This window comes from Rhizobium sp. LC145, from assembly GCF_001005825.1.
In the GTDB taxonomy this organism is placed as follows: domain Bacteria; phylum Pseudomonadota; class Alphaproteobacteria; order Rhizobiales; family Rhizobiaceae; genus Neorhizobium.
In genome coordinates this window covers 240,473-259,638 of sequence record NZ_LBHV01000007.1, presented here as the reverse complement: position 1 = coordinate 259,638, position 19,166 = coordinate 240,473, and the positions used below count along the sequence as shown (strand labels likewise).

31 protein-coding genes and 1 tRNA gene are annotated in these 19,166 nt (G+C 60.0%); 17 read left to right on the top strand and 15 right to left on the bottom strand.

Annotated features, from left to right (window positions below):
- Nucleotides 1-51: 51 nt before the first annotated feature.
- The 15 genes from YH62_RS19445 to YH62_RS19375 form a co-directional block, all read right to left on the bottom strand.
- Nucleotides 52-801, bottom strand: coding sequence for a DUF5131 family protein (locus YH62_RS19445; RefSeq protein ID WP_046795905.1), 750 nt, complete (start codon nucleotides 799-801; stop codon nucleotides 52-54).
- A complete protein-coding gene (locus YH62_RS19440; RefSeq protein ID WP_046795904.1) occupies nucleotides 794-1,000 on the bottom strand; it encodes a hypothetical protein in 207 nt (68 codons plus the stop codon). The genes YH62_RS19445 and YH62_RS19440 overlap by 8 nt, the downstream gene beginning before the upstream one ends.
- On the bottom strand, nucleotides 997-1,587 hold the full coding sequence (locus YH62_RS19435) for a hypothetical protein (protein WP_046795903.1): 591 nt from the start codon (nucleotides 1,585-1,587) through the stop codon (nucleotides 997-999). The genes YH62_RS19440 and YH62_RS19435 overlap by 4 nt, the downstream gene beginning before the upstream one ends.
- Nucleotides 1,584-2,225 (bottom strand): hypothetical protein, encoded by a 642-nt coding sequence (locus YH62_RS19430; RefSeq protein ID WP_046795902.1) that lies wholly within the window; start codon nucleotides 2,223-2,225, stop codon nucleotides 1,584-1,586. The genes YH62_RS19435 and YH62_RS19430 overlap by 4 nt, the downstream gene beginning before the upstream one ends.
- Nucleotides 2,222-2,563, bottom strand: coding sequence for a hypothetical protein (locus YH62_RS19425; protein ID WP_046795901.1), 342 nt, complete (start codon nucleotides 2,561-2,563; stop codon nucleotides 2,222-2,224). Before YH62_RS19425 ends, YH62_RS19430 begins: the two co-directional genes overlap by 4 nt.
- Nucleotides 2,560-3,381 carry a hypothetical protein gene (locus YH62_RS19420; protein ID WP_046795900.1) on the bottom strand — a complete coding sequence of 274 codons (822 nt, stop codon included), beginning with the start codon at nucleotides 3,379-3,381 and terminating at the stop codon, nucleotides 2,560-2,562. The genes YH62_RS19425 and YH62_RS19420 overlap by 4 nt, the downstream gene beginning before the upstream one ends.
- Entirely contained in the window at nucleotides 3,378-3,818 is a 441-nt protein-coding gene (locus YH62_RS19415; protein ID WP_046795899.1) for a hypothetical protein, read from the bottom strand. Before YH62_RS19415 ends, YH62_RS19420 begins: the two co-directional genes overlap by 4 nt.
- On the bottom strand, nucleotides 3,815-4,405 hold the full coding sequence (locus tag YH62_RS19410; protein WP_197082540.1) for an HNH endonuclease signature motif containing protein: 591 nt from the start codon (nucleotides 4,403-4,405) through the stop codon (nucleotides 3,815-3,817). Before YH62_RS19410 ends, YH62_RS19415 begins: the two co-directional genes overlap by 4 nt.
- Nucleotides 4,406-4,650: 245 nt before the next feature.
- Nucleotides 4,651-4,890: a hypothetical protein gene (locus YH62_RS19405; protein WP_046795898.1), complete on the bottom strand. Its 240-nt coding sequence runs from the start codon at nucleotides 4,888-4,890 to the stop codon at nucleotides 4,651-4,653.
- Nucleotides 4,880-5,194 (bottom strand): hypothetical protein, encoded by a 315-nt coding sequence (locus YH62_RS19400; RefSeq protein ID WP_046795897.1) that lies wholly within the window; start codon nucleotides 5,192-5,194, stop codon nucleotides 4,880-4,882. The genes YH62_RS19405 and YH62_RS19400 overlap by 11 nt, the downstream gene beginning before the upstream one ends.
- Nucleotides 5,191-5,514, bottom strand: coding sequence for a hypothetical protein (locus YH62_RS19395; protein ID WP_137326667.1), 324 nt, complete (start codon nucleotides 5,512-5,514; stop codon nucleotides 5,191-5,193). The genes YH62_RS19400 and YH62_RS19395 overlap by 4 nt, the downstream gene beginning before the upstream one ends.
- Complete coding sequence (locus YH62_RS19390) at nucleotides 5,501-5,839, bottom strand: hypothetical protein (RefSeq protein ID WP_046795895.1); 339 nt, start codon at nucleotides 5,837-5,839, stop codon at nucleotides 5,501-5,503. The genes YH62_RS19395 and YH62_RS19390 overlap by 14 nt, the downstream gene beginning before the upstream one ends.
- On the bottom strand, nucleotides 5,839-6,072 hold the full coding sequence (locus tag YH62_RS19385) for a hypothetical protein (RefSeq protein WP_046795894.1): 234 nt from the start codon (nucleotides 6,070-6,072) through the stop codon (nucleotides 5,839-5,841). The genes YH62_RS19390 and YH62_RS19385 overlap by 1 nt, the downstream gene beginning before the upstream one ends.
- Before the next feature lie 66 nt (nucleotides 6,073-6,138).
- A complete protein-coding gene (locus YH62_RS19380; RefSeq protein ID WP_046795893.1) occupies nucleotides 6,139-6,375 on the bottom strand; it encodes a hypothetical protein in 237 nt (78 codons plus the stop codon).
- 483 nt (nucleotides 6,376-6,858) lie between these two features.
- Nucleotides 6,859-7,551: a helix-turn-helix transcriptional regulator gene (locus YH62_RS19375; RefSeq protein ID WP_046795892.1), complete on the bottom strand. Its 693-nt coding sequence runs from the start codon at nucleotides 7,549-7,551 to the stop codon at nucleotides 6,859-6,861.
- Between the two features lie 76 nt (nucleotides 7,552-7,627).
- Here YH62_RS19375 and YH62_RS29585 point away from each other — a divergent pair, with 76 nt between their 5' ends.
- The 17 genes from YH62_RS29585 to YH62_RS19285 all read left to right on the top strand — a co-directional run bounded on the left by YH62_RS29585 (nucleotide 7,628) and on the right by YH62_RS19285 (nucleotide 19,150).
- Nucleotides 7,628-7,846, top strand: a complete 219-nt coding sequence (locus YH62_RS29585) for a Cro/CI family transcriptional regulator (protein WP_348625774.1) — start codon at nucleotides 7,628-7,630, stop codon at nucleotides 7,844-7,846.
- 145 nt (nucleotides 7,847-7,991) lie between these two features.
- Nucleotides 7,992-8,071: transfer RNA gene (locus YH62_RS19370), tRNA-Met, on the top strand.
- Between the two features lie 206 nt (nucleotides 8,072-8,277).
- Nucleotides 8,278-8,730, top strand: a complete 453-nt coding sequence (locus YH62_RS19365) for a hypothetical protein (RefSeq protein WP_046796068.1) — start codon at nucleotides 8,278-8,280, stop codon at nucleotides 8,728-8,730.
- The gene (locus tag YH62_RS30250) at nucleotides 8,727-8,939 is read left to right on the top strand and encodes a hypothetical protein (RefSeq protein ID WP_137326669.1); all 213 of its coding nucleotides are present in this window, start codon (nucleotides 8,727-8,729) and stop codon (nucleotides 8,937-8,939) included. The genes YH62_RS19365 and YH62_RS30250 overlap by 4 nt, the downstream gene beginning before the upstream one ends.
- Complete coding sequence (locus YH62_RS19355; RefSeq protein ID WP_046795890.1) at nucleotides 8,939-9,142, top strand: hypothetical protein; 204 nt, start codon at nucleotides 8,939-8,941, stop codon at nucleotides 9,140-9,142. Before YH62_RS30250 ends, YH62_RS19355 begins: the two co-directional genes overlap by 1 nt.
- Entirely contained in the window at nucleotides 9,139-10,677 is a 1,539-nt protein-coding gene (locus YH62_RS29150; RefSeq protein WP_197082539.1) for a hypothetical protein, read from the top strand. Before YH62_RS19355 ends, YH62_RS29150 begins: the two co-directional genes overlap by 4 nt.
- Nucleotides 10,674-10,955, top strand: a complete 282-nt coding sequence (locus tag YH62_RS19345; RefSeq protein WP_046795889.1) for a hypothetical protein — start codon at nucleotides 10,674-10,676, stop codon at nucleotides 10,953-10,955. Before YH62_RS29150 ends, YH62_RS19345 begins: the two co-directional genes overlap by 4 nt.
- The gene (locus tag YH62_RS19340; protein ID WP_046795888.1) at nucleotides 10,952-11,272 is read left to right on the top strand and encodes a helix-turn-helix transcriptional regulator; all 321 of its coding nucleotides are present in this window, start codon (nucleotides 10,952-10,954) and stop codon (nucleotides 11,270-11,272) included. The genes YH62_RS19345 and YH62_RS19340 overlap by 4 nt, the downstream gene beginning before the upstream one ends.
- Entirely contained in the window at nucleotides 11,269-11,817 is a 549-nt protein-coding gene (locus tag YH62_RS19335; protein ID WP_046795887.1) for a hypothetical protein, read from the top strand. Before YH62_RS19340 ends, YH62_RS19335 begins: the two co-directional genes overlap by 4 nt.
- Nucleotides 11,814-12,158, top strand: coding sequence for a dATP/dGTP diphosphohydrolase domain-containing protein (locus tag YH62_RS19330; protein WP_046795886.1), 345 nt, complete (start codon nucleotides 11,814-11,816; stop codon nucleotides 12,156-12,158). The genes YH62_RS19335 and YH62_RS19330 overlap by 4 nt, the downstream gene beginning before the upstream one ends.
- The gene (locus YH62_RS30245) at nucleotides 12,112-13,404 is read left to right on the top strand and encodes a helix-turn-helix domain-containing protein (RefSeq protein ID WP_137326670.1); all 1,293 of its coding nucleotides are present in this window, start codon (nucleotides 12,112-12,114) and stop codon (nucleotides 13,402-13,404) included. Before YH62_RS19330 ends, YH62_RS30245 begins: the two co-directional genes overlap by 47 nt.
- On the top strand, nucleotides 13,391-14,047 hold the full coding sequence (locus tag YH62_RS19310; protein WP_046795882.1) for a transcription termination/antitermination NusG family protein: 657 nt from the start codon (nucleotides 13,391-13,393) through the stop codon (nucleotides 14,045-14,047). Before YH62_RS30245 ends, YH62_RS19310 begins: the two co-directional genes overlap by 14 nt.
- A gap of 576 nt (nucleotides 14,048-14,623) precedes the next feature.
- A complete protein-coding gene (locus YH62_RS30240; protein ID WP_156176984.1) occupies nucleotides 14,624-14,800 on the top strand; it encodes a hypothetical protein in 177 nt (58 codons plus the stop codon).
- A gap of 163 nt (nucleotides 14,801-14,963) precedes the next feature.
- The gene (locus YH62_RS19300) at nucleotides 14,964-15,380 is read left to right on the top strand and encodes a hypothetical protein (protein WP_245282135.1); all 417 of its coding nucleotides are present in this window, start codon (nucleotides 14,964-14,966) and stop codon (nucleotides 15,378-15,380) included.
- Complete coding sequence (locus tag YH62_RS19295) at nucleotides 15,367-17,079, top strand: terminase large subunit (protein ID WP_046795879.1); 1,713 nt, start codon at nucleotides 15,367-15,369, stop codon at nucleotides 17,077-17,079. Before YH62_RS19300 ends, YH62_RS19295 begins: the two co-directional genes overlap by 14 nt.
- Nucleotides 17,079-18,299, top strand: coding sequence for a phage portal protein (locus YH62_RS19290; protein WP_046795878.1), 1,221 nt, complete (start codon nucleotides 17,079-17,081; stop codon nucleotides 18,297-18,299). Before YH62_RS19295 ends, YH62_RS19290 begins: the two co-directional genes overlap by 1 nt.
- A 38-nt stretch (nucleotides 18,300-18,337) precedes the next feature.
- Nucleotides 18,338-19,150 carry a head maturation protease, ClpP-related gene (locus YH62_RS19285; RefSeq protein WP_197082538.1) on the top strand — a complete coding sequence of 271 codons (813 nt, stop codon included), beginning with the start codon at nucleotides 18,338-18,340 and terminating at the stop codon, nucleotides 19,148-19,150.
- Nucleotides 19,151-19,166 lie beyond the last annotated feature (16 nt).

Below are 19,166 nucleotides of genomic sequence, written 5' to 3'. Positions count from 1 at the left end.
CATCGGCGACCTCCGGCTTTTTCGATGCGGGCGCGTGGGTGTCAGGATTTGTCATGCTACCTCCGGCCACTCGCGGATAAGGAGATCGGCAGGGATCGGCGCCTTGCGCGTCATCTGCTTCATGAAGAATGCGCGGCCAAGCTCTCGGCTCTGATCCCGCAGATATCGGAAGTCGTCAGGGTCGGTTGGTCGCGCCTTGTGCGGCCCCTGGTCAGTCTCGCCACCGGTGATGATCCAATCGGGCGCGTATTTGTCGAGAATGATCCGTCCTAGAAGGGGCTCATGACTGCCGAACGTAAACAGCGGCTGAAGCGCCTCTTTGACCTCCCGGAGCTTCATCCGGTCACGATCGTATTCGGCCTGATTGGCGATCGTCGCGCCGATGGCAGCGTTTCGCGGTAGCATCCGGTTGCCGCGCGCCGGATCAGTCATCTTCAAGACATTGCCGATGCGCTTCGTAAGCAGGAGCCATACAAGGTTCGGCGTTGCCTCAATCAGGTTCATCAGGTCATAGCGCCACATCTCGTCAACTTCGTTGTCGAACACGTCAGCGAGAGAGGCGCAGAAAACGAATGGCCTGCTGTTGGTGGCGGCAGCATCCTTGTCCCAAGCAATCGGCTTGCGCCAGTTGGCCTTGCCTGTTCGCTGACGATCCTCGCCAGCTCCCCACTGGACGCGACCGTAGCGGTTCGCCATCAGGTTCTCGGCATAGCAGCCGTCGCAGGCCGGGGAGACTTTTGTGCAGCCAATCCATGGATTGAAGGTGTGGTCGGTCCACTCGATCTTGCTGTTCTCAGCCATTGTTCGAGTCCTCCGTGGTGGCGAGGGCGCGGGACGCAACAAAGCGAGATAGTTCCGTTGCCACATCCTGCAGATCATCGTTCGATAGGCGCGGCACCTTCGACCAGTTGCGGCAAGCTCCCTCAAGAAACTTGATGGCATCTTCGCGGGTTACCGGCACCCGCAAACTCGTTTGGGGCGGCGCGTTCTTCTCGGTCATGATCCGCTCCTTGATTTGAGCGTGGGAAGGGTGCGATCGTCCTTCAGCGCGCGATATGCGAAGCGCTGGTTGAGGCGAGACAGGGGCGAATAGCCGTAGGCATGGTAGCCGCTGTTCTGCCTTGCTTGGCGCTCGGCCATCTGAATGCGAAGGGTCAGGATCGCGATATCGCGTCGGCACTGGCCGCTGTTTCGCAAGATGTCTACCAGCAGACCCCATCCCGGCTCGGCGGCTTTCTCCAAGCGAGGCGGTCGCTTCACGACGCGCCATGTCGAGCCATCCCATTCGAAGAGACCTGCCCACGATGGCACGTCCAGCTTTGTCAGAAGGCCGGGCGGGGTCACGTAGATGAAGCGGTCGGAATGGCGCAAAGCGCCGGCTTGCTTCTCCTCGCTGTCACGCTTGAAATCCTGCCGAGAGACCTTGATTTCGTAGCTGGTGGCACGAAAGCCGGCGGACTTGGTGGGTTCCAACGTCCAGAAGTCGATGCGGGTAGTAGAGCCACGGAACGGGACTTCGGTCGCCCAGATCTTCTCGGTGCTGGCCGCAACCAAAGCATCAAGGATGTGATCTGCGGTGATGCTCATGCTGCCGAACCCTCCACTGCGAGGGCGCGCATCACGGCGTCCGTCTGCCATGTCGTCAGGTCGCGGTCGCCCTTGAAGCCTTCCGTTGCGCCGGGATCGAAGATGGCCCGCATGACGCGCTTTCGCAGATCGTCAGTCGGCTGCAAATGTTGTTGGGGCGGTGGCGATGCGCTGTCTGCCGCCTGCTGTTTCGCCAGAGCGAGTCGCCGATACGACACGATGATCCGCTCATACGAGGCGATCCACGCGGCAGGGTCGGTTGTCGCTTCTTTCTGCATCTCCTCAAGAGCCAACTTCGCCAGATGGTGGATTTCTTCTTTCGATGGGAAGACGCTATTGCCTGCCGCATTCGTCTGTGGCGATGGGGAAGACGGCCGGTCTTTGCGGGGGTGTCGCTTGCGGCCGTCGCCGTTGATGTCCAGCCACTCGTAGCCGTGCTCCGGATACCAAGTGTTGTCCTCTGCCTCCATGTCGATGACAATGCAGATGATCTCCGGGTTGTAGCGGTAGGCTTCCCGCAGGAAGTCCTCGACCATCTTGTTGCCGTAGAACGGCCCTTTGCGTCTCGGCACTTGGCGGGGCTCTTGGGTGATGATGTAGGTGGGATAGCTGCGAGTGTGGGTGACAGAATTTGTCATGCTCGCTCCTTCTGCGACTGAGCGGCACGCTTCAGCAGGTCGGTGAAAATGGAGATATCGGTCGGCCGCGAAACGAGCGGCCGGAAGCGCCGCACATGGAACGTCGGCTCGCCAGGACGGTACGGCGGGAAAGTCACGTCCGGGTTGACGATCTCAACCAGTCGGAGGCACCAATGGCCCTTGAAGTCTGAATAAGCGATCTGTCGGATAGAGTAGATGCGGCCCTTCTCCGGAAATCGGCAGCCGGCAGCCCGACACGTCGGCCACGCCTTCCCCCTGTCCGCATCGTTGATGCAAACGATCTTGTCGCCAGCCTTCGCGGTCAAGAACCAGTTCATTCCTGGCCCTCCGTGGTGAGGGCGGCGCGGCGCTGCAGCTCAGCGGCAATCTTTACCTCTGCTGCCTCACGGGTTGGCTCATCGACTTCGAACTGGTCGTCGCTTCCTGCGTCTTCGGCCGCTTCGAGAAAGCCGTAATAGCGGGTCTCGACAACGCCGCCGCGTGAGTAGCCGAACACTTCGCCAGGCCGTGCATCGATATTCTCGGCAAGCTGCCAACGGCCATCGGCGCATGCGTCCGATGACGTATCATCTTCCGGCCAATACCAATCGCATCCTGCGAGCATCTTACGCAGCCGGTCGTTTTCAGCCTCTGCTGCAGCCAGCTTGGCGGCCATGCGTACGAGATTGAAGGCGTCTTCTTCCGGCATTGTCTCGCCGCAAAGCTCTTCCTCGTCAGACAGCCGTTTGATGCCGGTACGGAGCATGTCAATCTCGCGAGCCATCCGGTAGACGCCGCCGACGAAGCCGCCTTCACCGTCCTCGCTGAGGAATGATCCGGCCGTCTCGTCCTGGTCGAAGAGCGAGATCAGCCGCATGTAGGCGTCAACGGCCACCGGCATTTTCGGTTGGGGCGATGGGTAGGTTCCGGCAAACGCCTGAGCCTCGCGAGCCTTCTCAACCGTATGCGGGAGGTGTAGCCCGTTGTCGTTCATCATCTGAATGCACAGATCGACAGCGGCGCTCAGCAGACGGATAGCTTCGTCCTTATCCGCCTTCTTTTTGCGGGCGGGTTCGCCCTTGTCCGCGATGAATGCGGCGGCGCTAGGGTCCATGCCGGTCGCCTTGTGGCGGTTGAAAGTGTCGCCCCAACTCATCGGCCCGCTCCTTCAATGGCTGATAGAACACGGGTCTCGTAGTCGGACTGAGCCGCAGCCTTGGCAGTGGCGAGATCGCCAAAGTTCCCCAGCACGAGTTGATGCGCGGTGACGTGGTACTTGAGGGAAGAGAAACCATCGTCCTCGACCGTATAGATCGGTCCGACAGTTGGACGGGCGCGCCAACACTCAAGGCCTTCGTCCTCGTCCGCCCACTCAAGCGGCTTTACCCGCAAATGGTTCTCGGGTGGCGGGGTGACTGGTTCCTCAATGGGAACGCCAAAGTCGTCGTCATAGGTTGGGTCTATCAACCCTTCACCTTCGCATTCAAAGCATGTGTCTTCGTCCTGGCCGCAGATGCAATCACCCGGCCAGCAGTCGCAGCGGAAGTATCCGAGCCCACCACAAGCCGGGCATTTTGTAAGCTTGTCGGTCATGCTGACTTCCTTTCCCGCGCCTTCTTCACGGCGTGCTTGAGCTTGGCGACGGCCATGATGGTCGGTTTGAGTTCAGGTTCGGCCTGGTCGTAGGCCATTCCAAAACGAGCGGTGAGATGCGGCAGGACTTCGCGCGGGATCAGTTCCCAGTTCGACGGGTCACAGTTCGTCTTGTCCCCGTCGAGGCACTTGAGGACGAAGCCGTCAGGGATTGGGCCGTGTTTCTTTTCCCAAAGCCAGCGGTGCTTATGGACCGGCCGGGTTTTCGCGCCGGTCCATGGGTTTTCTTCATCGACGATGATGACGACGTAACCGTCCTTGGTATCGATCCGCTCGTGCCCGGCTCCCCGGAATGTGTGCGGCACCTGGCCTTTGCGAAACTGCGTCCGCTGCGCGTTGGGATGTCGGCCGCCCACGCCAGGGGGGCACGTCTTACCCTTGTTCACCGGCTCTGCACCTTTTTCGAACTGGCCAGTGCGGCCGGTTTTCCAGCCCTGCCGCTTGCGAAGTGCGTGAAGATTTTCAGCGGTTACGTCGTCGCGACCGAACTGATCGGAAAACGCCCGGTGATATTCACCGATCGTCATGGTGCGGTTCTCGCGCAGCCATTGGATCTCAGCCTCGCTGAACTTCCTCAATCGACCGAGATAGCGGCCGCCCCCGCGTCCTACCTTCCAACCCTTGCGCTTGCGCAAGCTATGAAGGTGGGAAAGCGAAACATCGGAGCGGCCGAACTTCTCGACGAAGGCGCGGTGATAGTCGCTGATGACCATTCCGAAGTTGGCCTCAAGCCACGCCATTTCGGCGGCGCTATAAGGAATTGGGGCCCGCCTCATGACTTGGTGCCCTCGATCATGGGCAGAACTTTTTCGTAGTTGCCGCCATATTCCGCCACCAGCTTCGCCGCCTGAACGCTGAGGTCCGCGTTGCGCAGGATTTGCGTGCTGACAGCGACCATGGCATCCGTCCGCTTCACTTCCTGCTCGAGCTGCTCGGCAGTCAGTTCCTCATCGCCGAGGCGTTCGAGCTGGGCGAAAAGATGGTTGTTTAGATCGACTAACTTATTTTTCATTGGAAGCCTCCATCAGCCCGATCGCTTCGCGAACCGCGCTCAAATCGGCATCGAGACCTTCCTGGAGTTCATCGCCCTCGAAGCCGCACATGAACCTCTCGGCTCGACGTAACGCATCGAGAACCCCGCCCTGAAGGAGGTTCTCGGAGTTGGGGGAAATGCTGGAAAGTACCGCCTCCGCCACCTGCAGGACCTGCTTGGTCGTCAGGGCCGGGATCGCTCCTTGAGCATGTAGCTGGCTGATTGCTGCAGCAGCGACTTCCAAGCGGTTCCCGGTTTCGAGGATGCCGGTCGATGTGGTCACGGGCGGCCCTCCACGTAGGCCACGTGCATGGAGATGCGTGGCAGGCTGATGCGGATGGTCTTGGTGCCGCCGAATTCCGCCGCGGTGACGCGCTTTTCGACGACGAAGCGATCGGGCGCGGGCTCGGATGGATCGCGAGGAGACGGAGATCCGTGCATACGGATGTTGATGCCAAGCCTTTTCAGGTGCCGGCGCATATGATCGATGCTGACATGATACCGATCGGAAAGCTCAGCGAGGCCATAGCCCTTGGCCGCTTCCGCCCGGAGGCGCTCGTTGATCGGCAGTCGTCGTTTGCTTCTCAGCTTAACCGACATCATCGGAACTCCCATTTACCTGAAGCCAGACGCGAGCAACGCGCGCGACATCGCGGTTCGCATTGGTGGCGCCCATGAGATTGGTGATGGAAACGACCGCGATGAGCGCAGATTCGAGCGTCTGGCCCGATGTTGCGGGATCGTCGTCGGTCAGCTCGCCACCGTGGTGAAGCCGGTTTGCCGCCTGCGAAAGCTCAAGCCTGGCGGCGTCGAGATACTCGGCTGCGCGCAAAAGCTGCGTCATCTGCCAGTCGCGGGTCTCGCTCTTTACGAGCTGTACGCGCTGTTCCTCGACCGGAACCGGAAAGGTGAGGATCTCGGCGCTCATCAGACGAGCGCCTCGGCCGCAAACCGGGCCTCGATTTCAGCCACGCGTTGTCCGGCGAGCGCACCGGCGCCGAGCAGCGAGAGCAGGGCAATCGCAATGGCGCACGCGATGTAGAAGCGTTTCGGCTTCCACTCGTGTCTGACCTTTGCCTCACCGTCGAAAAGCATGGCCTCCCGAGCCTCGGGGCCGGGATCGTCGACGATGAAAGGGGTAAAATAGTTGCGTTCCGTCACGGCTCTATCCTCCGATCCGTTTCGGATGCCGTCTCCTGGGGTCACAGAGACGGACACCGAAGCGGATCAGGCGGCGCGACGGGCCGGAATTGAGTACCGCGTCTGGCGCACGCTCAGGTGCACTGCGCGGGCACGGGCATCATCGACGACATCATTCAGCTGGGCATCGGTAATCCCGAGGCAGTTCTTGAGGTCCTGCGCTGTGCATCCTTCGCCAAGGCGGCGCATCGCTTCCGCAACGCATGCAACTTTCTCGTCGCGGTTCCGGCAGAGGGGGTAAGCGTTATGGTTTTGGGGCTGCATTGTTCTCTCCATCCAACTGGGCTTCCCGCTGGTCCGGCGCGCTTAGGGGGTGAGGCGCGCCGGACCTTTTCGGCGGGGATCGTCCAAGCCTTCATGGCTCGGATGGAGAGATGTAAGCAAAAATTATAACTGGAGGCAAGCGAAAATTATAAGCAAGACTTAGAACGAATCAGACTCGACTCCTTTCGGAAAAGAATCAATAACAGAACGGAATGAGAACAGGAGGTTAATTCATGCCTGCAGAGATGGCATTGGGCTCCGTTGCGCGACTTGGCATCGAGTGCGCAGATTGCGGTCGGAGTAGGTGGATTGCTCCGTCGCAGATCACGAAGCGCGGGGTTACGCTCCACACGTGCTTACACGAGGTTGCGTCGAAACTTTCATGCTCTGCCTGTCGTGCTGATGGTTTGCCCGGCAAGAACGTTTCGGTGCAGGCTTTCTTTGACCGTGACGCTGATCGGATCAGAGCGGAGCGAGAGGTTCTTAGAAACCAAGTAGCTCTTTCAAGGGAATTACGCGCCAAAGGTGCTTAACAGCGTAACGGTCATACCTAATCCGCTTGGCGGGATTATATTGCTCGACGATGATTTCTTTAGCTGTTCGCTGAACCAATTTTTTGATGAAGGCCTTTCCCACGTGGCCTTCCTCCTCCGGAAACATCTCTATCACAACATGGTCTCCAGGTACTGCTTCACGTCCTCCGCAATAAATGACCTCTCCGGGATCGTAGCGGGGTACCATGCTGTCGCTTAGGACGTGCAAAGCAAAAACGTTCTTTAACGATGCAACGCCGGGTGGCCGGCGGACGAAGCCTTGGACTTCGCCATTGAAGGAAAAGTCGCCGTCATCTCCACCATAAGAAACGCCCAACAGTTGTACATCCATCGGGCCGCTAGGTGGTGGCGACAAGTCGGAAATCACCTCGGCATCCGCCAAACCTTCGTCATCCAGATATACGATCTCGCCCTCGGATAGGGCGCTTGCATCCACGCGCAGCAATGCAGCGGTACGCCGCAGATTATCGAAAGATGGGGAATTCTTTCCGCTTTCCCACATTCCTACGGCTGCGACCTCGATACCAAGAGATTCAGCAATGTTGCGCTGGACAAGCCCTCGGCGTTTGCGAGCGGTTTTGATTGCTAGGCCAATCTTGAGAGCGTTCTCTTTCTTAGACATGCTTATAAATCGCCTATTGGTTGGCCCTATTTCCAGCAAATTATAACTTGCATCCAATTCTAAGTTATGCTTACAAATGCGCATGGCCGATCACCCCGCCCCACTTCAGGAAGCAATTGCTCGCGTTGGAAGCGCGAGCGAGCTTGCTCGTCGACTTGGTTTGACGCCGGCTGCAGTGTTGCAATGGGACAAAGTCCCTGCCACTCGTGTACTGGCGGTAGAGCAGGTAACGGGCGTTTCTAGACATAGTCTTCGTCCTGATGTGTTTGGCCCGATACCGGAGGCTGCCGAATGACAGGCCTCCCGTTTTCCATTTCTTTCGGTGGCTGCTCCTCCTCCCTGGTGGTCGCCGACCCGCGCGAGTTGCTTTCCCTGGCAATGGCGCGTACTCGGCCGGGACAAGGCTTCCTTGGCGGACCGTCCCGGCCGTTTTTCCATTCTGTCGGGGTAGAGGAGCTTGGTCGTCCTCGCCGGTCTCATAAGCCGGAGATCGCAGGTTCAAATCCTGCCCCCGCAACCAGTATACCCCCGGCGCGGTTGCCGACAGGCGCGATGGAACAAGGGCGGCTGCAGCGGCAACGCGGCCGTTCCATTCAGCTTCATGTTCATGCGTTCCAGTCATGCGGTCCCCCGTGATGTGACGGGCTGAACCTAAGCCGCGCGGATGCGGCTTTCACGGAATCCTTTCGATCGACTTTTTCCTTGACCAAACTCAGGGGTGTTTTCGTGCGTGCCATTTCAGACGAACATGCAGCCATCATCAAGGATGCGACCGCCGCAGCCTACGAGGCGCTCGGCGGCGTCAGCCGCGCCGCCGAAGCCCTGAACGTCGCGACCTCGACGCTCACGAAGTACGCTTCGCACGGGGACGAGTGGCGGGAAAACTTTATCCGCCTCGACCTGGCGGTGGAGCTGGACCGGCGCTGCGATCATCCCTTCCTGCTGACGGCGATGACCAGGGTAGTCAATGACGAGCGCGTCTCCGCCTTTGGCGCGGTGACGGCGAGCGCAATCCTCCGGCTCGACGGCGTTCTCGATGATGTAGTTCGGGAAGTCGCGACGGCGATCGAGGACGGCCACATAGATGCCGGCGAGCGGCGCGCCATTCGCGCCCGTATCGTCGCGGCGAAACAGTATCTGGCGAAGCTCGACGCGATGATGGCGGGGGCCGGTGGATGACTGGTCGGCGCACGAAATCAAACCTCGATATCTACGAAGCCGTGCAGGCCATGCTTCCAAAGGACCGGAAGCGCGCGGCCGATGTGATGGTCGTTTCGTGCGCGGCTGCCTGCATCGACGCCGGCCTCGACGACGATACGGCGGTAACGGGGCTCGTTCGCGCCCTTGAAACCCTGCGCGAGCGCGGGGCAGGCGAGGGGGTCCATTGATGATGTCGCTCCGTCTCGCAGCAAACCGGCAATCTCTGCTCGTCAAGGAAGCCCGCTTCGCGCGGGTTCTTGAGCTTTGGCACTCAGAACACCTTTCGACCCGCTGCATCGCCGGCATGCTCGATCTCAACGAAGCCGACGTCTGCCGGATGATCGAAGAGGGCGAAAGCCAGTCCTGGCGAGACCGGAGGGTGGCGCGATGAACCGCACGCAGGTCACCATTTCGGCGGGCGGCGAAGTTGTCGAGACCACGCTCGGGGCGCTCGCCGAGATCGGCCGGCACCGGGAAATCGTCGAACTTGCCGCCGTGGTCGAGCAGGCGCGCTCGCTCTTCGATCAGGGCGACGTGGAGAAAGCGATGAAGCTATCCGCCGTCGCCTATGACCAAGCGAAGGCGGCTGCCGGTTCTGCCGAGCGGGTGAAGGCCTCGCGCGAGCTGGTGGAGAAGGCGAGGCGCATGCAGGCCGACGCCCTGAAGATCGAAAGCATGTGCTACGTCGCCATGGCAGACGCCGTGGACGATGCCCAGGCAAAAGGTGAGATCTCCCGCGGCGGTCGCCCGAAAACCGTTTCCGATGAAAACAGTTTTACGCTGGAGGAAGTCGGCGTCGATCGCCAGCAGCTCCATGCCGCCAGACAATTGCGTAACGCCGTTCGTGCCAAACCGGATTTCGTGGATCGGGTCGTCGAGGCGAGGCTTTTGGAAGGCCTGGAGCCTAGCCGCGCTTCATTGAAGCAGGCGGCCGGTCACGCGGTCGGTACGAAAACCGCGACCAAGGAAGAACGTGGCGATCAGCTCTACGAAACGCCGATCGAGGCGACCCGCACCGTGCTGGCGCTCGAAAGCTTTTCCGAGATCATCAAGGAACCGTTCGTCGGCAAGGCTGCCATTCTCCGCCCCCTTGAGGCGGCGGGATATGACGTGCAGATCGCCGACCTCGTCGATCGCGGTATCACCACGCAGCATGGCGAGCTGCAGCAGGTCGGAGATTTCCTTCTTTCCGATCCAGGCGATTCGGTCGGGACCGACATCTTCACCAACCCGCCCTATGGTGACCTCGCAAACAAGTGTCTGGCGCATGCGCTGCGGGTGCATAAGCCGCGCAAGATGGCGGCGCTGCTGAACCTCAACTTCATGTGCGGGTTCGACGATCCGGACCGTCGCTTCGTCATGGACGAGAACCCGCCCAGCCGGGTCTACGTCTTCACCCGCCGCCTGCCGATGATGCATCGCGATGGCTGGGACGGCAACAAAGCCTCCAGCCAGATGAATACGGCATTCTTCATCTGGGAGCGGAATGAAGACGGAAGCTATGGCAGCGGCGACGGCATCTGGACCACGATCCGGGTGGACTGGAAGGAGTTCGAGCATGCGGATCCGCTGCCTCCGGGGGAAGGCGGGCATCGATCGCCGATGGTGTTTTCTGAGGCGGCGGAGGATTTCACCCGAACGACCCCGCGCAAGTCGGTGGATGAGCACGTGGACGAAGAGATTTCCCGCGCAATCCTCTGGCTCAAGGAAATGCAGCCGTTTGACAGCGCCATCCTGCGACGGGGTATCGGCGTTCGCGACAGTGTGGCGGTGGCGCTTATCGAAGCCATGTCGGCGAACGGCCTGATCGAGAAGAACGAAGACGGGCTTTGGTTCCCGAACGGAGCAGGGCTTCATCTGACGGCCTCTGCCAACGCGGCCGAGGCCGTGAAGGCGTGGCGTGCGGAAAGGACGGTGGCGGCATGACCCCCGATTTCTCACCCGCCATGCTGAAGTTCTTCCTTCGCGCCCGCGTGATGCATGAGGCGAATATCGCCTTTCCAGCGGCGCGCGCCAGCCAGGAGCGCGGGGCAAAGGTTGCCATCCGCAAGCGTGCCGGCGTGACCAACACAGAATTTGAATTGGCCTGGATGGGGCGGCTGATGGCGCCGGTCCCGAGAGCGAAGCTATGGGCGGCGCTCGGCATCAACCCCGGTGCCTTCGGTGTGATCCTCATGCACGGCGGACAGGAGACGTCGCCATGACAGGTTTGCAGAATGGTTCCAGCCCGCTGCGCGCCGACTACGATTACCGGGCCTTCGCGCGAGCGCTGATGCACAAGCGGCAGCGTGACCATGCGGACCAGGGAATTCGCGCTCTGGCCGGGGAGATAGGGGTAACCGTCTCCGACCTTTCCCGCGCGATGGGCGGTCAGATGGTGAGCGTCGGCAAGGTCATCGCGCTTTGCAAATGGCTCGGCGTTCCGGTGGAGGAATTCTATCTGCCTCCGGATTTCTCTTTGGAAACAACGTGTTTCACCGGGACCAACGTGAAACGGGAACGAGGGGAGGCGCGGCCATGAGTGGCACTGTCCTCGATCGGGATCAGGAAAAGCGGGTTCTGGAAAAATTGCGCGGCATTCTGGACCGGACCCAAGGCGACCAGTGGATGGTCGAGGCGGCGCCCGGCGAGATGCATTTGGTGGCGCGACGCGCGACAGGGGAATCCACGCGCATTCTGACGCTTCATGCCGCTGATGCGCTGGTGGACGAGATCGATCTCGTTTGCGGCGCGCTAGACCATCTGCGGATGTTCATCGGCTTCTTCGACCGGGCGGCTGCAAAGGTGCGGCAACTCGGAGCGGAGGTCGAGCGCCAGACCGCGAGAAAACGCGAGGCCAATCTTGGTTTTCAGGCGAAGAAGCTTTGCGAGAACGCCGCATTCCGGAGGTTCCTCGAACTGAAAGGGCCGGGAGGCCCGGTGCATGATGCGCAGGCCGCGGACACCCGTCTCAAGGGGCTTCTGGCGATATCCAGCAAATCGGAACTCAACGTGGACGAGCGCGCGGGCACCGCATTCCGCGCGCTGCGGGCGGATTTTTACGCATGGGAAAGGGGTGGGCGATGAGCGGGAGCGAAACCACTCGGGAAGGCGCGGTAGAAAAGCCGCGCATCGAGCTTATCCCTCCGGAGGTCATCTTCGCAATGGCGGAGGTACTGACCTTTGGTGCCGGCGAGCACGGGGAAAGGGACTGGGAGAACGGCAAGTCCTGGAGCAAGGTTTTCGGGTCGCTGATGCGGCACCTTTGGGCCTGGTGGCGGGGCGAGGACAAGGACCCTCAGAGCGGCCGCTCTCACCTTTGGCATGCGGCTGCGCGTATCGCCTTCCTCATCGCCTACGAGCAGCGGCGGAACGGTACGGATGACCGTCCGAGCCGCGCAAGATTGGGGTTGCGCCATGACACATGATGCGCGTTTCTCCATCATTCCGGGCTGGATTGTCACAGATCCGCGTCTCAAGGGGCTCGTTGACCTGCAGGTTCTATGCCTCCTCGGAAAGCATACCGACAAGCACGGCTGGTGCAGGCGAAGCCAAGTGAAGATGGCCGAGCAGCTCGGTCGCGCGCGTTCCACGGTACAGGCCTCGATCGACAGGCTTGTCGATATGGGAGTGCTGGAAAAGCACGTGGAGGAGAGCAAGGACGGGCGCGACAGTGCCCATTTTTACCGGGTTATCTATGACCGCGCTCCGCCATCCGGCTATGACTTTGATGCATATCAGGAGGTTGACGACAAGGAAAATGATCCTATCGCGCCGGCTTCTGATGAGGCACCCCCTGCCGGTACACCGGCACCCCCTGCCGGTCCTGGGGCGGCACCCCCTGCCGGTTCTGGACCGGCACCTATTAACGACCCTTATCTAACGGCCCCTTCTGAACGAGAAGAGAGAGAGCGCGGGCGTGATGATGGTGAAGGGGAAGAAGATCGCAGAGCGCTGGAGAGGCGATTCCGAAAGTGGTGGTCGACGTGGCCTACCTATGCCGTTGACGCTGAGATACCTACTCGGAGGGCGTGGCTCGATCTAACCCCCGAGCAGCGCAAAGCATGCGAGGAGCGTACTCCCGATTACCTGGCCGCAGCAAAGGCGAGTGGCCGCAAGTTCTCCAAGGCCGGTGCAACATATCTCTCCGAACGGGCATGGGAGCGCCTTGGCGAGATAACGACCCCTGCGGCCGGTGGCACTACTCCGGAACGCCACAACCCATACTCCCGACCGTGGAGCGCCTTGCGTTTGGCAGAGCTTTCGCGGCCGCCGATGCCTTTGACGCTGACGCCGCTGGAAGCCCAGATCATCGAAAACAAGCCTGAAAAGGAAGATGTCATCTGGCGTGACAAACGCGAGAAATCGGCGTGGCCGGAGGCTGTGAGGTTGAACCAGGCGGCTCGCGAGCGGCGGCCGGTGGCGGTACCTCCGCATATCGTTGCCCTTTCCTCGACCTTCGACAAGGTCGAGGTGGGTGGCGAGATCTGGGAAGCGTGGAAGCGCCTGCATCACGAGCGGTGCTGGCCGTGGTTGCCAGAGCCGAACGGGCTGCCATTCGTGCAGTTTCCGGCTCTACCGGATGGGATCGATGACCCCGACGAGGCGGTAGCGGAAGCACTGAGGCAATTCCAGAGACAGCTTATCGAAAGGCGGGAAAATGATGCAGCATAAGAATATCTCTGGAGCGCCGATCGCAGCATATGCGGGAGAGCGGTTCGTGGACCGGATGCGGCGGATCAACGTCGATCTTCTTGAAGAGGCGGCACTCGTGGTCCTGAACTGCCGAATCAATGGAGGAAGGGCGCCATGGTTTGCTCTTCGGGTCTGGACTGGACGCGAGAAGGCTGTGGAAAACAACCTGGAAGAAATGGGCATAAGGTCACTCGTGCCCATGCGCAAAGGGCCTGATCTACGTCGTCGGCACCGCGTAATCGAGGGTACGATGATGCCTGTCATCCATGGATATGTTCTCGTCCAGATGCTGGCGAGGGCTGAATACCTGGCTGGGCTGCAAGCCGTCGAGCATGCGATCGAAGTACTTGGAGGGTGCGAAAAGCCGATGTGGATCAGCAGCGCAGAGGTTAACAGATTCAATGCGTTGGCCCATTCTGGCGCTTATGATGCGGAGAGGCCGGTCGAGCTGGAAGTTCAGGCCGGAGAACCTGTGTTCATCACTGCGGGACATTTCTGCGATCAGAAAGCCATTGTCGTTACCCCGAACAGGAGAGGGCGCGGCGACGTTGTCGTAGCAATCAAGTTCATGGGCAGAGAGGTGCCCGTCACCGTGCCACTTGCTTTGCTGCAGAAGTTGTGAGAGTCATTTCTGCATTGGACAAGCTGATGATCCTGAAGTGAGCCTCTGAGAACGCCTAAACAGCGGGGAGCAATCCCGAGGTCGGTACGCCGGTCAGCCCCAGCCCTGACAGTCTCCCTTGCGAGACACCGATTCAGGGCCAGTGCGAAAGCTATGACCAGATGAATGATGAGGCGGCCGAAAGGTCGCCTTTCGTGCATCTAGGAGTATGGGACGTCTCAAGACCCTCAAGCCAAGGATAGGCACGCTCGCCCCTCGTATCGGTAGAGCGCCTGGTGATGAGCAGGCCCGCCTTCGTGAGCGTGACCAGAATGTCAGCTGGCGCAGCTGGTACAAGACAGCACGATGGCAGAAGCTTCGGCAGCAGGTCCTCGTAAGGGATCACTACACGTGCCAGCGAACCGGAGTTCTCTGTACCGGGAAATATCCTGATCCGCACAGTCCGGTCGTCGACCACATTCGACCCCATCGCGGTGACGAGCAGTTGTTCTGGGATCCGAACAATCTGCACTGCGTCAGCAAGACCTATCACGACAGCGAAAAGCAGAAACAGGAGCGGGCGCAGGCCCGGTGGTGATGATGGCTAAGGTAGAGCTTGACGGCGGTGAACTGATGCAGGGTCTCACCCTGACGCTGCGGATGCCGAAGGCATTCGGGCTCAGGATGTGGATCGTCGGCAGGTTGATCGCCATCGCTAGGCGCATCAGCCCCGTCCGGATCGAGGTCGGCCTCGATGAGGTCGACGAGGCCTGACCCTTTACCCTCGTCAGGGGGGGGTGGGTCGAAAGTTCAGCGAGCCTCTTCCTATGGACCCGCGCCCCCCTCATTTGGAGATTTTTTTCTCGTGAGCACGAATTTTGATCTGCTCGGTGATCCCATTCCGGAGGGTTGGGGGAGGCGCGGCAGGCCGCCTCATATGGCGACGGAGAAAAACCGCAACAAAGTCATGCTGTTACTGGCGATGGGTTGGAGCAATGCACGCATTGCCAACGCGCTGGGCATCACACAGCCGACTTTGCGGAAGAATTATTTTCAGCAGCTCCGTTGCCGTGACTTGGCGCGAGACCGTCTCGAAGGCGCTCGGCTTGATTTGGCATGGGAGCTGGCGAAAGCCGGCAATGTGGGCGCCATGCGAGAGTTTGCGAGGCTGATGGAGCGCAACGACCGCATGGAGCTTGAGCGCGAACTCGCTACCGAAGCCAAGCAGCCGGAGAAGCAGGTTGCAGTTGAACGCCTCGGAAAGAAGGTCATGGAAGAGATGCGCGCGCTCGACGCTGATGCGGACCTGATGGCCGAGCTGGAACGGGAAGCTACGCAGAATGCTCGTCACTGAGGATCTGCCAAGGTTCGCCTGTCCTGATTGGTGGGAGAAGCTGCAGGCGCTGGAGACGCCGATGGCCGATGTCCCCTTAAACAGGCAAAAGGCAGCCAAGGCCCTGGCTTTCTTCAATCGGCTTCGTCTGCCGGACGTGCCTGGAAATCCTCCCCTTGCGGAGGCTTGCGGCGACTGGTTTCGGGATATCCTTTGCGCGTTTCTGGCCAGCGAGGATCCAGATACAGGCCGGCGGCTCGTGTGGGAGTTGCTATGCATGGTTCCGAAGAAGAATTCGAAAACCACGTACGTGGCGGCACTCGGATTGACGGCTCTGTTCATGGAGGAGGCGCCGAACCGGCAAATGCTGATCGTGGCGCCGAGCCAGAATATTTCCGAACGGTGTTTCGGCCAGGCGCAGTTGATGATCCAGGGCGACCCAAAATTGGCTGAGATTTTCAAGGTGCAGGAGCACTTGAAGTGCATCACCCGTCGAAAGACTGGTACGCAGCTTGACGTGAAGACCTTCGACACATCGATCGTTACGGGAGAAATCCCAATCCTTACGATCATCGACGAACTGCACGAACTCGGGAAGGTTTCGAAGGCGACCAGGGTCATGCAGCAGATCCGCGGCGGCGGTATCACCAAGCAACGCGGCCAGGTGCTGATGATCACAACCCAATCTGACGAAACGCCCGCCGGAATTTGGCGTACGGAGCTGGATAAGGCGCGGGCCATTCGTGACGGCAAGGGTGGAGCATCCCCGATCATGCTGCCGGTGCTCTACGAGTTCCCGCGAGAGCAGCAGGTCAAGCAGGAATATTGGCGCGATCAGAAGAACTGGAAATACCTGCTCCCCAATCTCGGACGCTCCATCGATCCGGAGGCGCTTGTCGACGATTACGAAAACAACGGGAAAGTTAGTAAAGAGACAGAGCAGATCTGGGCTAGTCAGCACCTGAATATCGAGATCGGTGTCGGCCTTGGTGGCGATGGATGGTCCGGCGCCCTGCATTGGGCAAACTGCGTCGATGTCAACTTGACCGGATTGGAGGCCCTGCTGAAGCGGTCGGAAGTTTGCACGATCGGGATCGATTGGGGTGGCGCTGACGATTTGGCCGCTCTCTATGTGATCGGCAGGGAGAAACAGTCAAAGCGGTGGCTTGGCTGGGGAACGGCCTGGGCCCGGCCGACTGTCTTTGAGCAGCGCAAAAGCATCTCGCCACGTTTGAAGCAGTTCGAGGAGGCCGGCGATCTCGTGATCGCGCAATCCGGGGAAGAGCAGGCGGCCTCGGCCGCCGAGATTTGCCGCCGCGTGTTCGATAGCGGTCTTCTCCCGGAGCAAGGTGGTATAGGTCTAGATAGCGCCGGTATCGCTCTCCTCCTGGACGCGCTCGAGGAGGAGAAGCTGGAGCAGCCACTCGTTCAGGCCGTTGCACAAGGCTGGAAGCTCCAGACCGCGATTTCCTCCGTTCCGTTGAAGTTGGAGGATCGCCGTTTCCTCCATGGCGATCAGCCGATCATGGCGTGGAACGTGGGAAACGCGAAGCAGACCCTTAGGGGCAGCAACTACGTGGTGACCAAAGAAGTCTCAGGCGCCGCGAAAATCGACCTTCTTATGGCGCTTTTCAATGCTGCCATGCTGATGTTCCAAAACCCAGAAGCTGCGAGCCCTGTCGACATGAGTGATATCATCTCCAATTCGGTGTTTGTCTGATGGGAATTTGGAACCGGCTATTCGGGAAGAAGCTCACGGCCCGCGACGGAGAGCTTTACGAAATCTGGGACGGCGGCAATACGTGGTCCGGCGAAGCGGTATCGACGCGGTCGGCGCTCAATCTTTCGGCGTTCTGGGCGTGCACAAGGGTAACGGCGCAGACAATTGCGAGCTTGTCGCTCGAAGTGATGGAGAAGCGGGCAGACGGCACCCGCGAGCGTGTTCCCGATCATCCGCTACAGGAGCTACTCGACGAGAGCCCGAATGCGGACCAAACCTCGATAGAGTTTTGGGAAGGTCGCGTCCTGGGTCTTTGCACCTCAGGAAACGGGTATGCGGAAAAGGTATTCAGCGGCAACAGGCTGATTGCCCTTAATCCGATGCCTTACGATACATCTGTCGAGCGTCTGCGCGACGGCAGTTTGCGGTATCGATTCAACGATCGTGGCAAGCTCGTCGATTTGCCCGATGATAAGGTGTTCCACCTTAAGGCATTCGGGGATGGTGATGTCGGATTGTCTCCCGTCGAATACGCGCGGCAGACCCTCGGGATCTCGATTGCGTCCGAACGCGCCGCCGGCCAGACCTTTGGCAAGGGGATGCGGGCGAAGGGCTTTTTTACCTTCCCCACACAGCTCTCGCCAGAGCAACGCGCCGAGGCACGGAAGAATTTTGCGGATCGCTACAGCGGGCCAAACGCTCCTGGCGTTGGCATCCTCGAAGCCGGTGTAGATTTTAAGGCGGTCAACATCACGCCGAAAGACGCGGAGATGATCCTCAACCGGCGGTTCAACGTCGAGGAAATATGCCGATGGCTCGGGGTCCCGCCTGTCATCATCGGCCATGCCGGTGAAGGTCAGACGATGTGGGGAACCGGTGTATCTGCGATCATGCAGAGTTGGCTCAATCTCAGCCTTCGCTCACAGCTTCGTCGGATCGAAAAGGCGATCTCGAAGCGGATCATGACCCCAGAAGAGCGGCGCCGCTTCAAGGTCCGTTTCAATTATGAAGATCTGTTGCGTGGTGACAGTGTCGCTCGTGCAGCATTCTACGGATCTTTGCTCAACGCGGGTGTTATGACCATCAATGAGGTCCGCCGCCTGGAAGGGTTGCCACCTGTCGATGGTGGTGACGTGCCCCGCATGCAGTCTCAGAATGTCCCGATCACCGAAAGCGGGATCGGCCACAACGGCGGCCCGAGAATAGGAGAGAACGAATGAGCCTTCGCGCTTTGCCCGAGTTGCGCTCGCCGGATGGCGTGACCGGCTCGATCCACATCACCGAAAAAGCCGCCCAGATGTACAGGTCGTTGGAAGCTCCGCGCGCGGCTGCGGCCGATGGCGCGGATGTCATCACCGTTCTCGATGTCATCGGGTATGATTGGTGGACAGGGGAAGGCGTTACCGCAAAGCGTATCTCTGCCGCGCTTCGCCAGATCGGAGACAAGCCGGTCACCGTGTTGATCAATTCCCCTGGAGGCGATTTCTTCGAGGGCGTGACAATCTACAATATGTTACGCGCGCATCCTGCCAAGGTGACGGTGCAGATCATCGGGATCGCCGCGTCAGCCGCTTCTGTGATTGCAATGGCCGGCGATGAGATTCAGATCGCCAAGCTCGGCTTCATGATGGTGCATAACACGCAGTGGGTTGCGGCAGGCGACCGACATGTGATGTACGAGACCGGCGGGATTATGAAGGTCTTCGACGAAACCTGCGCCGAAATGTATGCATCTCGCTCTGGGCAGTCGGTTGCCGACGTGCAAACGATGCTCGACGATGAGACATGGATGGGTGGACAGGGAGCGATCGACAAAGGTTTTGCCGATGTTCTCGCCGACTTCGACGTCGAAGAAGCTGGCGTCAGCAATTCGAAACCGGCTCTCTACCGTCTTGAGGCGGCACTTGCTGCTGGAAAGCCCTTGCCGCGTGCCGAACGGCGCAAGCTGATTAAAGAAATTGCCGAGGGTATGCCGGGCGCTGCTCACGGAATCGTCAAGCCGAGCGCTGACGACGATGTCTTGGACCGCCTCAGACTTGCGGCGGCCCGATTGAGCCTTACCAGGGCGTAAGCCTTTCCAACATCAG

What these genes read in the sequence shown, in the direction of transcription:
- YH62_RS19445 (WP_046795905.1), bottom strand. Translation starts at nt 801, where the DNA reads ATGGCTGAGAACAGCAAGATCGAGTGGACCGACCACACCTTCAATCCA.
- YH62_RS19440 (WP_046795904.1), bottom strand. Translation starts at nt 1,000, where the DNA reads ATGACCGAGAAGAACGCGCCGCCCCAAACGAGTTTGCGGGTGCCGGTA.
- YH62_RS19435 (WP_046795903.1), bottom strand. Translation starts at nt 1,587, where the DNA reads ATGAGCATCACCGCAGATCACATCCTTGATGCTTTGGTTGCGGCCAGC.
- YH62_RS19430 (WP_046795902.1), bottom strand. Translation starts at nt 2,225, where the DNA reads ATGACAAATTCTGTCACCCACACTCGCAGCTATCCCACCTACATCATC.
- YH62_RS19425 (WP_046795901.1), bottom strand. Translation starts at nt 2,563, where the DNA reads ATGAACTGGTTCTTGACCGCGAAGGCTGGCGACAAGATCGTTTGCATC.
- YH62_RS19420 (WP_046795900.1), bottom strand. Translation starts at nt 3,381, where the DNA reads ATGAGTTGGGGCGACACTTTCAACCGCCACAAGGCGACCGGCATGGAC.
- YH62_RS19415 (WP_046795899.1), bottom strand. Translation starts at nt 3,818, where the DNA reads ATGACCGACAAGCTTACAAAATGCCCGGCTTGTGGTGGGCTCGGATAC.
- YH62_RS19410 (WP_197082540.1), bottom strand. Translation starts at nt 4,405, where the DNA reads ATGACGATCGGTGAATATCACCGGGCGTTTTCCGATCAGTTCGGTCGC.
- YH62_RS19405 (WP_046795898.1), bottom strand. Translation starts at nt 4,890, where the DNA reads ATGAAAAATAAGTTAGTCGATCTAAACAACCATCTTTTCGCCCAGCTC.
- YH62_RS19395 (WP_137326667.1), bottom strand. Translation starts at nt 5,514, where the DNA reads ATGATGTCGGTTAAGCTGAGAAGCAAACGACGACTGCCGATCAACGAG.
- YH62_RS19390 (WP_046795895.1), bottom strand. Translation starts at nt 5,839, where the DNA reads ATGAGCGCCGAGATCCTCACCTTTCCGGTTCCGGTCGAGGAACAGCGC.
- YH62_RS19380 (WP_046795893.1), bottom strand. Translation starts at nt 6,375, where the DNA reads ATGCAGCCCCAAAACCATAACGCTTACCCCCTCTGCCGGAACCGCGAC.
- YH62_RS19375 (WP_046795892.1), bottom strand. Translation starts at nt 7,551, where the DNA reads ATGTCTAAGAAAGAGAACGCTCTCAAGATTGGCCTAGCAATCAAAACC.
- YH62_RS29585 (WP_348625774.1), top strand. Translation starts at nt 7,628, where the DNA reads ATGCGCATGGCCGATCACCCCGCCCCACTTCAGGAAGCAATTGCTCGC.
- YH62_RS30250 (WP_137326669.1), top strand. Translation starts at nt 8,727, where the DNA reads ATGACTGGTCGGCGCACGAAATCAAACCTCGATATCTACGAAGCCGTG.
- YH62_RS19355 (WP_046795890.1), top strand. Translation starts at nt 8,939, where the DNA reads ATGATGTCGCTCCGTCTCGCAGCAAACCGGCAATCTCTGCTCGTCAAG.
- YH62_RS29150 (WP_197082539.1), top strand. Translation starts at nt 9,139, where the DNA reads ATGAACCGCACGCAGGTCACCATTTCGGCGGGCGGCGAAGTTGTCGAG.
- YH62_RS19345 (WP_046795889.1), top strand. Translation starts at nt 10,674, where the DNA reads ATGACCCCCGATTTCTCACCCGCCATGCTGAAGTTCTTCCTTCGCGCC.
- YH62_RS19340 (WP_046795888.1), top strand. Translation starts at nt 10,952, where the DNA reads ATGACAGGTTTGCAGAATGGTTCCAGCCCGCTGCGCGCCGACTACGAT.
- YH62_RS19335 (WP_046795887.1), top strand. Translation starts at nt 11,269, where the DNA reads ATGAGTGGCACTGTCCTCGATCGGGATCAGGAAAAGCGGGTTCTGGAA.
- YH62_RS19330 (WP_046795886.1), top strand. Translation starts at nt 11,814, where the DNA reads ATGAGCGGGAGCGAAACCACTCGGGAAGGCGCGGTAGAAAAGCCGCGC.
- YH62_RS30245 (WP_137326670.1), top strand. Translation starts at nt 12,112, where the DNA reads ATGACCGTCCGAGCCGCGCAAGATTGGGGTTGCGCCATGACACATGAT.
- YH62_RS19310 (WP_046795882.1), top strand. Translation starts at nt 13,391, where the DNA reads ATGATGCAGCATAAGAATATCTCTGGAGCGCCGATCGCAGCATATGCG.
- YH62_RS30240 (WP_156176984.1), top strand. Translation starts at nt 14,624, where the DNA reads ATGATGGCTAAGGTAGAGCTTGACGGCGGTGAACTGATGCAGGGTCTC.
- YH62_RS19300 (WP_245282135.1), top strand. Translation starts at nt 14,964, where the DNA reads ATGGCGACGGAGAAAAACCGCAACAAAGTCATGCTGTTACTGGCGATG.
- YH62_RS19295 (WP_046795879.1), top strand. Translation starts at nt 15,367, where the DNA reads ATGCTCGTCACTGAGGATCTGCCAAGGTTCGCCTGTCCTGATTGGTGG.
- YH62_RS19290 (WP_046795878.1), top strand. Translation starts at nt 17,079, where the DNA reads ATGGGAATTTGGAACCGGCTATTCGGGAAGAAGCTCACGGCCCGCGAC.